Source organism: Albidovulum denitrificans, from assembly GCF_002973535.1.
GTDB lineage: Bacteria > Pseudomonadota > Alphaproteobacteria > Rhodobacterales > Rhodobacteraceae > Albidovulum > Albidovulum denitrificans.
Map to the genome: position 1 here is coordinate 99,464 of NZ_PVEP01000006.1, position 13,994 is coordinate 113,457.

A 13,994-nucleotide genomic window follows, 5' to 3' on the forward strand; every position below is an offset into this window, starting at 1 on the left:
CTGGAGATCAAAAACCCGTATTTTCAGTAAATAGTGAAAACTGTTTGATAGCAGTCTGTTAAAGATCATGCTGCGCAGCATTTTTGGGCTTTTCGCTGCCCGGCGGACGGCGCCCGGCCTTTGCCATCCTCTCCAGCGATTGCGCCAGCGCGGCGCGGAAATGCGGACGGTCGGCCCGGTTCAGGACCCAGCGGCAAAGCCGGATGACCTGCGCGTCGCGCCCCGCCTTCAGCAGGTGGATCAGCAACAGCTTCTGATAGCGGGGCGATCCGTGCCGGGCGCGCAGATGGCGCAGGATCTCCATCCGCGTCGCCGTCCCCTCGATCACCCCGGCGGAGATGGCCTTCAGCACACCCATGTCGCGCCAGACCGACAGCACACCATGGCCCATCAGCGGGCAGCGGATCTTTTCGACATGCGCGCCCTGAAACAGCGCCGCATGCATGCTGTCGGCCACGATGGTGGGGTCGTAAAACAGCCAGAGCTTCCGCGCCCCCGCGACGCAATCGGGCGCATAGCCATAGCGGCCGGAAAAATCCTGCCGCCAGGCGGGACGGAACCGCCGTTCCCACCCGGCGATGTCACGGTCAAGCGTGGCCTGCGGATTGACGGCCATCACCACCGCCCCCGGCACGGCCAGGGAAAAGGCGCAGGCCGCATAGCCGCCCATGGAGGTGCCGTAAAAAACCACCCTGTCGAACTGGCGAAAGAACCCCTGATCGCGGAGCCGGTCGAAGAAGTCATGGACCGCGTCGTCGCGATACCAGGTTGAGCCATGCGCCATCAGCCCAAGCGAGGACCAGCCCTGCGCGGTCACGAACTCCACCCCCCAGGGCATGCGGTCGGGGCTTTGGCGGACATCGTCGAGATTGTCGAAGCTGACGACAAGGGTCGGCCCCTTGCGGATGAAGACCGCGCGGTGCCGGGGGCCGAGGGCTTCGTGAAACCCGTCGCCCTCCGCCGTGATGCGGTCCAGCGTGGCATCCCATTCGGTGTTCTGGCTGCTTGTCAACGTCCTACCCGGTCCTTTCCGGCCCCTGATGCGATTTGCCAAGGGTCCCCTGCTTCTGTCAATGCCGCTGGCCCGCCCCGATCGTAACCGTTTGACTGGCGGCCCCAAAAAGGCCAAGCAGTCCCAAGTTGCCTTAAGATCGCGTGAATGGAGATTGCCATGGCGTTGCCCGATACCCTGCTTGTCCGTCTGATGGAGGTGGTGAAGGACAACGATCTTGGCGGGCGCTTCGTCATGCTGGGTCGCCAGCGCTGGGTCGGGTCGCGCAAGGGGGCCTCGGCCCGCGCGCTGACGGCCGCTATCGGGAAGTACTTCCCCGGCAAGACCGAGGCCGACCTTCACAACGCCGAAGACATCTATAGCGAGCGGTTCTTTGAGGCGCTGGGGTTTTCGCAGGTCGATTCGCTCGACTATTCCGGGTTCGAAGGCGCAAGCATCGTCCAGGATCTGACCAAGCCCGTCCCGGCGGAGCTGACCGGCCAGTTCGACGTGGTCTATGACGGCGGCACGACCGAACATATCTTCGACCTGCCGATGGCCTACACCAATATCGACGCGCTTCTGAAACCCGGCGGCGTGCTGATCGGGCATTCGCCCTGCAACAACTGGATCAACCACTCCTTCTACCAGATCAACCCCGAGATGGTGTATGGCTACTGGGAACGTGGCATGGGCTATGAGGTGATCGACCTCACGTTGCAACCTTTGCTGCCGAACTTCATCGACCGGACCGCGAAGACCACCAACCCGAATGTCACCGGCGTCCGCCCGCGTATCCTGGGCAAGCTGCCGATGAATTCCCCCCTGATGCTGGTCTATGCGGTGCGCAAGCCGCTGACCCCGCGCGAGGCGGATCGGGGCATCTACCAGACGGATTATGTCGAGAAGTGGGACGGCTGAGGGGCAGGGAAGCCCCGTCAGGTCGTCGCTTTGCCCCCTCTCACCCTCGCGCGGCAAGCGTGAAGGCGCGGTCCAGCCCCTCGGCGACCGTCTCCACATCCTCCATCGTCAGGCACATCGGCGGCACCATGCGCAGGCAGGATTGATAGGGTCCCGACTTCGACAGGATCAACCGGCTTTCGCGGCAGGCCTCGAACACCTTGGCGGTGGTCTCGGGATCGGGCTCCTTGGTCTTGCGGTCTTTCACCATCTCGAAGGCGAGCATCAGGCCGCGCCCGCGCACGTCGCCGATCTTCGGATGGCGCTGTTTCAGGTCCTGCAACCGCGCAAGCAGTGCCGCGCCGACGGTGCGGGCGTTGTCCTGCACCCTGTCCTCACGCAGTACCTGCAACACCGCGCGGCCTGCGGCGCAACTGGTCGGGTTCGCGCCGTAGGTGTGGAACATGAACTTTTCCGCCATCGGGGCCGCGACATGTTTCTGCGCCACCACCGCGCCAAGCGGAAAGCCGTTGCCGATCCCCTTGGCCATGACGACGATGTCGGGGATCACCCCGTCGGCCTCGAACCCCCACATATGATCGCCCGTGCGGCCAAAGCCTGCCTGCACCTCATCGACGATGAAAAGCCCGCCCGCCGCGCGGGTCCGTTCCGCAGCGCCCGTCAGATAGCCCTTCGGCATCTCGATGATGCCGCCATAGCCCTGCACGCTTTCGACGATCATCCCGGCGATGCGGCCGGTGGTGGCGGTGGCGATGGTGCGCCCGATTTCATCCAGATAGGGGGCGGCGCCCGCGTTTTCGCCGAAGATGCCGCGATACTGGTTCGGCTCGGCGACGAAGGCGACGTTGCCGGGCATCCCGGCATGGCGCCAGCCCGCGATCCCGGTCACCGATTGCGCCGCCGCCGTCGGGCCGTGATAGGCGGTCCTGAGGGCTAGGATGTCGGCATTCCCGGTATAGTCGCGCGCCATGGTCAGGGCGAGGTCCACCGCCTCGGCCCCGGAATTGGTGAAATGCACCACCCATTCGATGTCGCCTTTGGGGTTCGGCATCACGGCTGCCAGTTCCTCGGCGAAATGGGCGGGGACGGGGTGGTAGAACATCGTTGTGCAATGGGTCAGGTCCTGCGCCTGCGCCATCGCCGCACCCACGACCTTTGGATGCGCATGGCCGACCGAGATGCAGACATTCATCCCCAGAAGGTCGGTATATCTGTTGCCCGCCTCATCCCAGAGATACTGCATCGACCCCTTCTTGAAGACCATCGGCTTGGCGAAGGGGACGAACTTCTTCTGGCTGGCGGCGTAATAGGTGTCGCGCCGCCGCGCGGTTTCCTGAAGGTTCCAGTCGACGGGCAGGGTCATCATGTCTCTCCTTGAAGGTCCCGGCTGCGGCGGGCGACGAAATCGTCCAGGCTTTCGCGCACCGCGATGTCCATTTCCGGCGGCTGATAGTCGGCGATCAGCTTCCTGACCCGCAAGGCCGCCCGTTCATGTTCCCAAAGCGCACCTTCGGCGGCCCATTGTTCATAGGTGCCGTTGTCCGACATCTCTCCCATCCAGAAGGCGCTTTCGAAATGCGCCTGGGTGTGGGTGGCGCCAAGGAAATGCCCGCCGGGCGGCACCTCGTGAAACGCTTCCATCGCCTGCGCGGTTTCCGAAAAATCGACGCCCTGAACGAAGCGCATCATGGCCGAGCAGCGGTCGGCATCCATGACGATCTTCTCATACCCCGTGGTCAGCAGCCCTTCGAGGCAGCCGGTCGCGTGGATGATGAAATTCACCCCCGCCAGCGTCGCGCCCATCAACTGCGCCTGGCTTTCATAGCCCGCCTGCGCGTCCGGCACCTTGGACGCGGTCAGCGCGCCGACCGAATGGAAGGGCAGGCCCAGCCGGTCGGCCAGCGTCTTGGCGCACATCTGGAACTGCGTCCCCTCTGGCGTGCCAAAGGTGGGCGCCCCGGTTTTCAGCGAAATGGGTGAAAAGAACGTGCCGAAGACCGCGGGCGCGCCGGGCCGGATCAACTGGATCAGCGCGACCGAGGCCATCACCTCGGCCAGAACCTGCGCCAGCGTCGCCGCGATGGTGACGGGCGACATGGCGCCGCCAAGGACGAAGGGCGAGACAACCGTGCATTGCCCGGCGCGGGCATATTCCTTCAGCGCGCCGATCATCGTTTCATCCAGCACCAGGGGCGCGTTGGTGTTGACGACGGAATAAAGGACGCAGTTCCGGTCGACGAAATCTGCCCCCATCGCCAGCCTGCACATCTCGATCGTGTCGCGGGCGCGTTCGGGCGCGGTCACGGCGCCCATGAACGGCTTGTCGTTCAGCGTCAGATGCGCGTGGGCCATATGCAGGTGCCGGATCGGGACCGGCAGGTCCACGGGTTCGACCACCACGCCGCCGGAATGGTTCACGGCGCCAAGCTGATGGTGGATCTTCGTGATGTTGCGAAAGTCCTCGATCGTGGCATAGCGACGGCCCTTCTCGATGTCATAGACGAAGGGCGGGCCGAAGCTGGGGCAATAGACCTGCGCGTTGCCGCCGATCTGGATCGACCGGGCGGGGGTGCGGGCGTGCTGGGTAAAGACCGGCGGCGCGGTCCTGATCCTGTCGCGACACCAGCCGGGATCGAAGCGGACGCGCTGCCCGTCCACCCGCGCCCCGGCCTTGCGAAAGATCTCAAGCGTTTCGGCATCGCCGCGGAACTCCATCCCGACCTCGTCGAGGATGCGGTCGGCGTTACGCTCGATGATGGCGATCGACTCCTCGTCGATCAGGCTGACGATGCCGGTGCGGCGCAGCGTATAGGGCGCGGCAAGACCCGTCCGCGCGGCGCGCGCCTTCATCCGTTCGCGCCGCCCCTCGCGCCGGTCGGTGCGCGGTTTTCGTTCGTCGTCCTGCAACATGACGCATCCTGGCCCAAGACTTCCCGGCAAAGTCTAAGCGGCGAATTCCGCCGCGCGATAGTGCCGGAATGCAGCATCGGCTTTACTAATGTTGCCGATTAGCCGGTGGGCGTGTCGTGATAGACGATCTCCTCCGCGAAACGCGGGAAGCGATGGGCGAAATGGCTGCGCAGGATGCGGCGGCATTGCGTCGCCAGCCCTTCGGCAATCGTCTCGAACTCCCCGGCGCGGGACAGGACCTGTATCCGGCGGCGGAAGCCCGGAAAGGGCAGTGGTTCGATCCGCAGCTTCATCCCCTCGGCCACCGCGTCGATGAGAAGCGAGGGGGAGAGGATCGCAAAGCACTTCCCGGTGACAACCCCCGCCACGACCATCGATGCGCGGTCGGCCTCCATCGCGCGGGGGAAGAACAGGCGGCAGCGCTGAAGATGCTGGTCTGTCCGGCGCCCGACCGGGGTCGCGGCCCCGAAACGGACCAGCGAGAGACGGCTGGCGATCTGGTCGATATCGGTGGTGTCGCCGTCGTAATCCTCTGGCAAGACAAGATAAAATGGCTCATCCAGCACCGGGATGACATGGTCGTCGTCATTGCGCACCAGTTCCGAGGTGACCGCAAGATCGATCTGGCGCGCGTTCAGCGCCGTCCTGTGATCGCTTGCCAGCCCGGCTGACAGGGTCAGTTCGGGAACCCCCAGGTCCTGCACGACATGGTCGAAGAGGCCCGGCGTCAGCGTGGTGGCGATAGAGGCCAGAAGCCCCATGCGAAGCACCGGCAGGGTCGTCGCGTTCAGGCGGCGGATATTGGCGCGCAGATCCTCGATCTCATTCAGGATGCGATAGCCGTGCCGTTGCAGGATACCGCCCGCATGGGTCAGCGCGATGGGGCGTTGCGAACGGTCGATGAAGGTCATCCCGAAGGCGGTCTCAAGGTTCTTCAGGTGCTGTGAGGCCGCCGATTGCGTCATGCCAAGGGCATGGGCCGCCGTCGTCACCTGCTGCATCTCTGCCACGGCCATAAAGACCTCGACCGCGCGGAACAGGTTCAGGTCCGGGTAACTGGCCGTTTTCTTGGCGTATTTCTTCTGGTCTGGCATCGTGCCGGTCGCTCCGTGCGCGAAGGGAAGCCCTGCCCGAAGCGGTTGGGGTCAGGGAAAGGTTCTGTCTTTCATTAGAAAGTTTAATACTGTTTCGGCAGGCTTGATCAATGCCGATCCTGCGGGATCAGTGGGCGCGGGTATTTCCTTCGGGCGGCGGATGGCACGGACACTTATCATCGGCGGCGGCGCGGTTGGCCTCAGCCTTGCCTATCACCTCGCGCGGCGGGGGGAGCGGGACATCGTCCTGCTGGAACGCAATCAGCTGACCTCTGGCACAAGCTGGCACGCGGCGGGCATCGTCGGACCGTTGCGGGCGACGCCGAACGGGACGCGGCTCGCGATGTATGCGGGGGAATTGTTCCCGCGTCTGGAAGAGGAAACCGGGCTGTCCACCGGCTATCGCCGGACCGGCGGCTACTGGTTCGCGCGGGAAGAGGCGCGGATGGATGAGCTGCGCCGCATCGCGGCACTTGGGGCGCATTTCGGCCTGACCCCGTCGATCCTTGAGGGCGCGGAGCTTGCGGTGCCGGGTGTCGATCCGACCGGCATCATCGGCGCCCTCAGGGTCGAGGAGGACGCGAACGTCAACCCGGTCGATCTTTGCATGGCCTATGCCAAGGCCGCGCGGGCAGGCGGGGTTGAGATACGCGAGGGCGTGGAGGTCGCGGCCCTTCTGGTGGAAAACGGGCGCGCCAAGGGCGTCCGGCTGGCCGACGGGGTTGAGATTCTGGCCGACCGCGTGGCGCTTTGCGCCGGGGCCTGGTCGAAAAAGCTGGCCGATGCAGCCGGGGTCGCGCTGCCCTTGCAGGCGGTCGAACATATGTATGTCGTGACCGAGCCGATGCCCCATCTGCCCCATCCCTACCCGGTGCTGCGCGATCTGGACCGGGGGATCTATGTCAAGGGCGACGCGGGCAAGCTGGTGATCGGCGGGTTCGAGCCGCATGCCAAATGCTGGAACCCGCACGGGCCGGAGGGCAACCGGCCGTTTCTGGAATTCCCCGAGGATTGGGACCAGTTCACCCCCTTCATGGAGGCGGCGCTGGCGCTGATCCCCGCGCTGGAACAGGCCGGGATTGCGCACTTCATGAACGGGCCGGAGAGTTTTACGGTCGATAGTCGCCCGCTGATCGGCCAGACGAATGAGGTGGATGGCCTTTTCGTGGCGGCCGGGATGAATTCGGTCGGCGTCATGTCCTCGGCCGGGATCGGTCGGGTGCTGGCTGACTGGATGGCAGAAAGCGCGGCGCCGATGGACCTGTGGGAGGTCGACATCGCCCGCGTCGATCCGCTGACCGCTGCCGCCGCCCATGTCGAGACGCGGATGGAAGAGGCGGTCGCCGATGTCTTCGCGATCCACTGGCCGTTCAAGCAGCCGAAGGCGGGGCGGGGGCTGCGCATCTCGGCGCTGCATGACCGCTGGGCGGCGGCGGGGGCCGTCTTTGGCCTGACCGCCGGGTGGGAACGCGGGCTGTGGTACACGGCGGAGGATGCGGAGCGGTCGCTGCCCCTGTCTGTCGGCGAACAGCCCTGGCAGGAGATCGTGCATCGTGAGGCGGCGGTGATGGACCGCGGCACCGCGCTGATCGACCTTACGCCCTTCGGCAAGTTCGACGTGACCGGGCCGGATGCGCTGCACGCGCTGCAATATCTTGCCGCCGGGAATGTCGATGTGGCGGAGGGGCGGGCGGTCTACACCCCGCTTCTGAACGCGAAGGGCGGGATCGAGGCGGACGTGACGATCACGCGGCTTGGCGCCGACCGTTTCCGCGTGACCTCGGGCGCGGCGACACGCGGGCGCGACCTTGCCTGGCTGCGGCGGAATGCGGGCGGCCGGGTGCGCATCACGGATGTCACGGAAGGTGAGGTCGTCATCGGCGTCATGGGCGCGGGATCGCGCGACCTGCTGACCACGCTGTCGCCCGATGACTGGCACGATTTCCCCTTCGCGACCGCAAGGGACGTGACCGTCGCAGGCCACCCCGCCCGCGCCACGCGGGTCAGTTTCGTTGGCGAGTTGGGGTGGGAGCTTTCGGTCCCGGTCGACGCCGCCAAAGCCGTCTTCGACGCGCCTTATGGCGCGGGGGCGAGGCCGCTTGGACATTACGCGCTGGATGGCTGCCGGATCGAGAAGGGCTTTCGCCACTGGGGCCACGACCTGGGGCCAGAGATCACGCCGATGGAGGCCGGGCTGGGCTTCACGGTGGACTGGGGCAAGGAGTTCCTTGGCAAGCAAGCGCTGGAGCGGCAACGGGCGGATGGCCTGACCCGCCGCCTGCATCTGTTTGAGATCGAGGGGCGGCCGCTTGTCCTGCATGACGAACCGATCCGCGAGGGTGGCCGGGTCGTGGGTCTGACGACCTCGGGCGCGCGGGGGGCGCGGACCCGCAAGGGCCTTGCCCTTGGGCTGATCGCCATCGCGCCGGGGGAACGGGTCGCCGACACGGCGGCGCGGGGTTTTGAAATCGAGATCGCGGGGCGGCTTTACCCGGCCAGGGTGCTGGAACGCCCGCCCTTCGATCCCAAGGGTGAACGGATGAAAGCATGACGATGGACGCGCAGGTCCTTATCATCGGTGGCGGCGCGATGGGCGTGTCGCTGATGTACCATCTGGCCAAGGCGGGCTGGCGCGACGTCGTCCTGACCGAGAAGAACGACCTGACCCATGGCTCTACCTGGCACGCGGCGGGGCTTTGCACCCATTTCGCGCATAATCCGACGATCCAGGAATTGCGCGCCACCTCGGTCCGGCTTTACCGCGACATCCTGCCGGAAGAGACCGGGGACAGCTGCGGCTTTCACCCTTCCGGCGCGATGCGCATCACCTCAAACCCCGACCGGATGGACGAATTCGCCCATGTCGCGGGCCTTTCGAGGTTCACCGGCTACGAATTGCGCCTGCTGACCTCGCCCGAGGCGGTGGCGGACCTGCATCCGCTGGCGCGGACAGAGGGCATCCTTGGCGGTATCTACGAACCCGACGATGGCCATGTCGACCCTTCGCTTGCCACCAACGCCATGGCCAAGGCGGCGCGGGCGATGGGCGCGGTGATCCTGCGCCAGAACCCGGTGACCGCGATCCGGCGCGAGGGCGATCACTGGCGGGTGGAAACCGCGAAAGAGGTGATCCGCGCCCGCCATATCGTCAACGCCGCCGGCACCTGGGGGTGGGAGATCGGGCATATGATGGGGTTGAACGTCCCGTCCGTCCCGGTGCTGCATCAATACCTTGTCACCGACACGGTTCCCGCCGTCGCCGAACGCATCGCCAAGGGTCTGCCCGAACTGCCGATGATCCGCGACCCGGAGGAAAGCTGGTATGTCCGGCAGGAGAGAGACGGGCTGATCCTTGGCCCCTACGAAAAAGACGCGCAGCCCTGGTCGATCGACGGTGTCCCGCCCGATTTCGGGGCCGAGCTGATGCCGCCAGATCTGGACCGGGTGGAACATATCATCATGGCCGCGATGGCCCGCATTCCGGCGCTGGAAACCGGGGGCATCAAGTCCGTCGTCAACGGCCCGATCACCTTTACCCCCGACGCCAATCCGCTGATTGGCCCGGCGCATGGGCTGCCCGATGCCTGGCTTCTGACCGGGTCGTCCATGGGCGTGATGGAGGGTGGTGGCGCGGGCTGGTTCCTAGCGCATTGGATGACCTATGGCGCGCCGCCGATGGATGCGCTGGCCGTGGACAGCCGCCGCTTCGGGTCCTGGGCGGACCGGGACTATCGCGTGAAGAAGGCGGTGGAATGCTTCGGCCTGCAATTCGGCGTCCATTACCCTTATGAGGAACGCCCCGCCGCGCGGGGCAAGCGTCTGTCGGCGCTGCATGACCGGATGGTCGCGCGGGGCGCGGTGATGGGTGCGGCCTATGGCTGGGAGCGGCCGAACTGGTTTTCGGATCGCGCGGGCGATGAGGCCGTGCCGACCTTCCGCCGCGCCAACTGGTTTGCCCATGTCGCGCGCGAGGTGGCAACGGTAACGGCCTCTGCCGGTCTCGCCGACCTGTCGGTTTTCTCGAAGTTCGAGGTGACGGGACCGGAGGCGCGCGCCTTCGTGGACAGCCTTGGCGCCAACCGCGCGCCGAAGGCAGGGCGCATTGGCCTGATCCACGCGCTGACCCCCGCCGGGGGGACGCAATCGGAATTTACCGTCTCTGCCCTTGGGGACGATCGCTTTTACCTGACCTCCGCCGCCGCCGCGGAAGAGATGGATGAGGACCTTTTGCGCGCACGGGTGGCGGGGCATGACGTGCGGATCGAAAACGTGACCGGGGACCTTGGCGTCATCGCCCTGATGGGTCCGAAGTCCCGCGCGATCCTGTCGGCCCTGACAGAGGCCGACCTTGGCGCCGCCTTCCCGTGGCTAAGCGTGCGGGAGATCACGGTGGCGGGCATCCCCGTCCGGGCGCTGCGCGTATCCTATATCGGCGAGCTGGGGTGGGAGTTGCACGCCAGCCGTGGCGACATGCCTGCGCTTTTCGACGCGCTGGAAAAGGCGGGCAAGCCGCACGGCATGGGGTTCTTCGGCGCCTATGCGATGAACTCCATGCGGATCGAGAAAGGCTATCGCGCCTGGGGTGCCGACTTCACCACCGAACGTAGCCCGGCCGAAACCGGCGCCGGGCCGATGATCCGGCCCGAGGGGCGCGGTTTTGTCGGGCGCGAGGCGCTGTTGCGCCGGATGGCGGCAGAGGACCGCTGGGACATGGTGCTGCTGGCGGTTGAGACAGACAGCGTCGACCCGTTCTACAGCCATGCCGTTCTCCATGACGGCAAGCCCGTCGGGATCGTCACCTCTGGCACCTATGGCCATCGCACCGGGCAGACGCTGGCGCTTGCCTATCTGCGCCAGCGGGACCTGCGCGACGGGCTGACGGTTGAAATCCTCGGCAGGCCCCGGCCCGCGCGCGTTCTCGACACGCCGCCCTATGATCCGACAAACGAAAGGATGAAGGCATGATCCACCCCATCATCGCGATGTGGTCCCATCCCCGCTCCATGTCCACGGCCATCGAGCGGATCATGCGCGAACGCGGCGACCTCGACTGTCTGCACGAACCCTTCATGTATGACTACTATGTCCACCGGCAGGTGCGCGTGATGCCGCATTTCGAGGTGCAGAAGGACCACCCGACCAGCTACGCCGCGATCCGCGACATGATCCTTGCGCGCGCCGAAAAGGGGCCGGTCTTCTTCAAGGACATGTCCTATTACGTCATGCCGCATATCCTTGGCGATACCGCCTTCGCCGGCCGACTGACCAATGTCTTTCTGGTCCGCGATCCCGTCGCCTCGATCCCGTCCTACCACAAGCTTGACCCCGATCTGACGCTGGAAGAGATCGGGCTTGAGGCGCAGGCCCGCCATTACGATGCGCTGCGGGCGGCGGGGCAGACGCCGCCGGTCATCACGGCAGAGGATGTCCGCGCCGATACCGAGGGCGTCATGGGCGCGCTTTGGGCCGCCATCGGGCTGACGCACAGGCCCGAGGCCTTCGACTGGCAGCGCGAGGCACCGAAGGACTGGGAGCAGGTCGGCGGCTGGCATGGCGCGGTCAGCAGCGCCACGGGTATCCGGCCGCTTGGCGAACAAGAGTTGGCCGCGCAGGAGGAGAAATTCGCGGCGCTGGCCGCGAAGGCCCCCCGGATGCGCGACTTCCTCGATCACCACCGGCCGTTCTACCGGCACCTTGCGGCACAGGCGCTGAAACCCTGAGCGGCGTCAGTCCGGCAGCGCGGCGCAGAACCCGCCCGATTGCGCCTGACCGGAGCCGAAGGCGAAGAGCGGCGGGGCGGCGTAGGGGTTCGGCTTCGCCACGCTGATGTCGAAGGCGATGACAAGAAGCAGCAACGCCATCGCGGCCGATGCGGTCACTTTGCGGGTCATGTCCGCGCCTCCAGCCCGAGATGGGGTCTAAGGCGGATGCCCAGCCAGGACCCGGCAAAGGCCGCCACGAACCAGACCCAGCCATGCAGGCTGCCGGTCGAGATGCCCGAAAAGAACGCCCCGACATTGCAGCCGAAGGCCAGACGCGAGGAATAGCCCAGCAGCAGCCCGGCCACCACCGTCGCCACCCATGCCCGCATCGGCAGCCGGGGCAGGGGGGTGGAAAGGCCACCCGTGCGCCATGCCGCGACAAGGAAGGCCCCCGCGATCAGCCCGAAATTGGTCAGCGACGTGTAGTCGGTCAGGATGCTTTCCCCCAGCCGCGCGGCATTGCCCGGCGCGGACCAGAAGCCCGACCCGCCAAGGTCGGCCCCGGCAGCGACCGCCCCCTTCGCGACCCAAAGGCCAAGGCCATAGACCACGCCCCAGGGCTGCCCCGCGACCAGAAGGTTGGCAATGGCGAAGACGGCCAGCAGCAGCGCGGCCGCGATCAGGCGCGGCGGCAGTTTGCGCGTGCCGGGGGCCGCGCGCCACAGCAGGAACGCCGCGACCGCGCCGAGAAGGCCCAGCGTGATGGCAAGCCCCTGCGGGCCTTTCAGGACGATGATCGGCAGCGCGCCGAGATCGGTCCACCACAGAAGGTGATAGGCGCCGAAAAAGCTGCCGATGGCGAAGAAGGGCAGGGCCAGCAGGCCGACCGGGTTGCCGCTGCCCGCGTTCACCAGCGTCCCCGAGCCGCAGCCAAGGACAACCTGCATCGCCGCGCCAAAGACGAAGGCGCCGCCGACCATGGCCCAGCCGACCGGCGCCAGCGCGCCCACCAGTTCCCCCGAATGGCTTTGCAAGAGCGGGATCGCGACGGTGGCGACCAGCGCGATGGCCAGAAGCTGTGCCAGAAGGCCTGCCGGTTCCCGCCGCAGGATCATCGCCCGCCACGGACCGGCAAAACCGAAGCGCAAGCCTTCCAGCGTGATCCCAAGGCCAAGCCCGATGGCCAGCATCACGCCAAAACGCCCGCCCGCCAGAACCGCGACCGCCATCACGGCGACCAGCGCGGCAAGCACAAGGCCCCCGCGCCGCAGGACCCGCCCCAGAACGGGGGCGGGTCTGGTGGTATCGGTCAGCGCGCTCATCAGTTGCCCGTGACCTGGCGGAGCAGGTTGCCGATCAGGCCCGGCGTGTTCGCCATCTCGTTATCCGTCTTCGAATAGGCGACCATCGAGTCGGGGTAGAGCTTCACGTTTTCGATCCCCGCAAGCTCGGACAGCGCGAACCAGTCGGTCGCGGCCCAGTGGCCGGTGTTGCAGAAGGACACGACCTCTTGCCCCGGTGTCAGGCCCAGCGTTTGCGCGATCTCCGCCGCCGAGGTGCCATCGACGACCTTGGTGCCGTCCTTGAAGAAGGAGGAATGCGCAAGGTTCACCGCGCCGGGCAGCGTGCCGGGTCGCGCGGCGGCGTCATGCGCTTTCTTCCCCTCATAGAAGGCGGCCGGGCGGGCATCGACCAGCACTGCCGTTTCCTGCCCGTTCACGACGGAGACGACCTCATCCGTATCGGCCAGCCATTTGTCCGAAAAGCTGATGTCGATGTCAGAGGGGGTGGGCGCGGTTGCCGTGGTGTCCAGCGGCAGCTTCGCCGCCTCCCACGCCGTCATGCCGCCGTTCAGGATCGCAAGCTGCGATACGCCTGAGGATTTGAGCGTCCAGTAAACCCGCGCCGCAGCGCCGAAATCGCTGTCGGTATCGCCTTCATGCACGACCACGACGGGGCGGTCGAAGGTTACGCCAAGGCCGCGCAGGGTCGCCTCAAGCTGGTCTTCCGGGACCAGTTGGCCGGGGTTGTCCTTCGGGCCCCGGAAATCGCCATAGGGGGCCGAGACGGCACCGGGGATATGGCCTTCGCCATAGGCCTTGCCGCGAATGTCGAGGACCAGCGGCGGGTTGGCGTCAAGATCGGCCTGAAGGGTGGCGGGGTCGATCAGCGGGCCGAAGGCGTTCGCCGCAGACAGAGCAGAGCCGAACCCGGCAAAGGCCAGCGCGGCAAGGGTGAAAAGCTTCATGGGGACACCTCTCATCGAATGTTTGCAGGTGATTTCTGCCTGAATGCGTGGCGGTGCAAGGGCCAGAGCCGTGACGAGGGGGCGCCGCCATGGACCGGGAATCCGGTGGAAAAGGAGGCAGAGAAACG

General features: G+C 66.3%; 11 protein-coding genes. 4 read left to right on the forward strand and 7 right to left on the reverse strand.

What is annotated here, in order from left to right; all coding sequences use genetic code 11:
* Positions 1–58: 58 nt before the first annotated feature.
* Positions 59–1,012: a phosphoadenosine phosphosulfate reductase gene (locus tag LX70_RS14040; RefSeq protein WP_105515412.1), complete on the reverse strand. Its 954-nt coding sequence runs from the start codon at positions 1,010–1,012 to the stop codon at positions 59–61.
* 159 nt (positions 1,013–1,171) lie between these two features.
* On the opposite strand from LX70_RS14040, the gene LX70_RS14045 reads away from it, so the two are divergent.
* On the forward strand, positions 1,172–1,912 hold the full coding sequence (locus LX70_RS14045) for a class I SAM-dependent methyltransferase (RefSeq protein WP_105515562.1): 741 nt from the start codon (positions 1,172–1,174) through the stop codon (positions 1,910–1,912).
* Positions 1,913–1,952: 40 nt separating this feature from the next.
* On the opposite strand, the gene LX70_RS14050 is transcribed toward LX70_RS14045, so the two are convergent.
* From LX70_RS14050 to LX70_RS14060, 3 genes are all read right to left on the reverse strand, one after another.
* Complete coding sequence (locus LX70_RS14050) at positions 1,953–3,275, reverse strand: aspartate aminotransferase family protein (RefSeq protein ID WP_105515563.1); 1,323 nt, start codon at positions 3,273–3,275, stop codon at positions 1,953–1,955.
* On the reverse strand, positions 3,275–4,822 hold the full coding sequence (locus LX70_RS14055; RefSeq protein ID WP_105515413.1) for a trimethylamine methyltransferase family protein: 1,548 nt from the start codon (positions 4,820–4,822) through the stop codon (positions 3,275–3,277). The genes LX70_RS14050 and LX70_RS14055 overlap by 1 nt, the downstream gene beginning before the upstream one ends.
* Before the next feature lie 98 nt (positions 4,823–4,920).
* On the reverse strand, positions 4,921–5,916 hold the full coding sequence (locus LX70_RS14060; protein ID WP_105515414.1) for a LysR family transcriptional regulator: 996 nt from the start codon (positions 5,914–5,916) through the stop codon (positions 4,921–4,923).
* Positions 5,917–6,076: 160 nt separating this feature from the next.
* Here LX70_RS14060 and LX70_RS14065 point away from each other — a divergent pair, with 160 nt between their 5' ends.
* From LX70_RS14065 to LX70_RS14075, 3 genes are read left to right on the forward strand one after another with little or no spacing between them, the layout of a single operon-like run.
* On the forward strand, positions 6,077–8,467 hold the full coding sequence (locus tag LX70_RS14065; RefSeq protein WP_105515415.1) for a GcvT family protein: 2,391 nt from the start codon (positions 6,077–6,079) through the stop codon (positions 8,465–8,467).
* Positions 8,464–10,881 (forward strand): GcvT family protein, encoded by a 2,418-nt coding sequence (locus LX70_RS14070; protein WP_105515416.1) that lies wholly within the window; start codon positions 8,464–8,466, stop codon positions 10,879–10,881. Before LX70_RS14065 ends, LX70_RS14070 begins: the two co-directional genes overlap by 4 nt.
* Complete coding sequence (locus tag LX70_RS14075; protein WP_105515417.1) at positions 10,878–11,636, forward strand: sulfotransferase-like domain-containing protein; 759 nt, start codon at positions 10,878–10,880, stop codon at positions 11,634–11,636. Before LX70_RS14070 ends, LX70_RS14075 begins: the two co-directional genes overlap by 4 nt.
* Positions 11,637–11,642: 6 nt before the next feature.
* Here the strand turns inward: LX70_RS14075 and LX70_RS20780 are convergent, their stop codons facing one another.
* From LX70_RS20780 to LX70_RS14085, 3 genes are read right to left on the reverse strand one after another with little or no spacing between them, the layout of a single operon-like run.
* Positions 11,643–11,807, reverse strand: coding sequence for a hypothetical protein (locus LX70_RS20780; RefSeq protein ID WP_170076201.1), 165 nt, complete (start codon positions 11,805–11,807; stop codon positions 11,643–11,645).
* Complete coding sequence (locus LX70_RS14080) at positions 11,804–12,931, reverse strand: YeeE/YedE thiosulfate transporter family protein (RefSeq protein WP_425430594.1); 1,128 nt, start codon at positions 12,929–12,931, stop codon at positions 11,804–11,806. Before LX70_RS14080 ends, LX70_RS20780 begins: the two co-directional genes overlap by 4 nt.
* An 8-nt stretch (positions 12,932–12,939) precedes the next feature.
* Complete coding sequence (locus tag LX70_RS14085; protein WP_105515419.1) at positions 12,940–13,866, reverse strand: sulfurtransferase; 927 nt, start codon at positions 13,864–13,866, stop codon at positions 12,940–12,942.
* Positions 13,867–13,994: the final 128 nt, after the last annotated feature.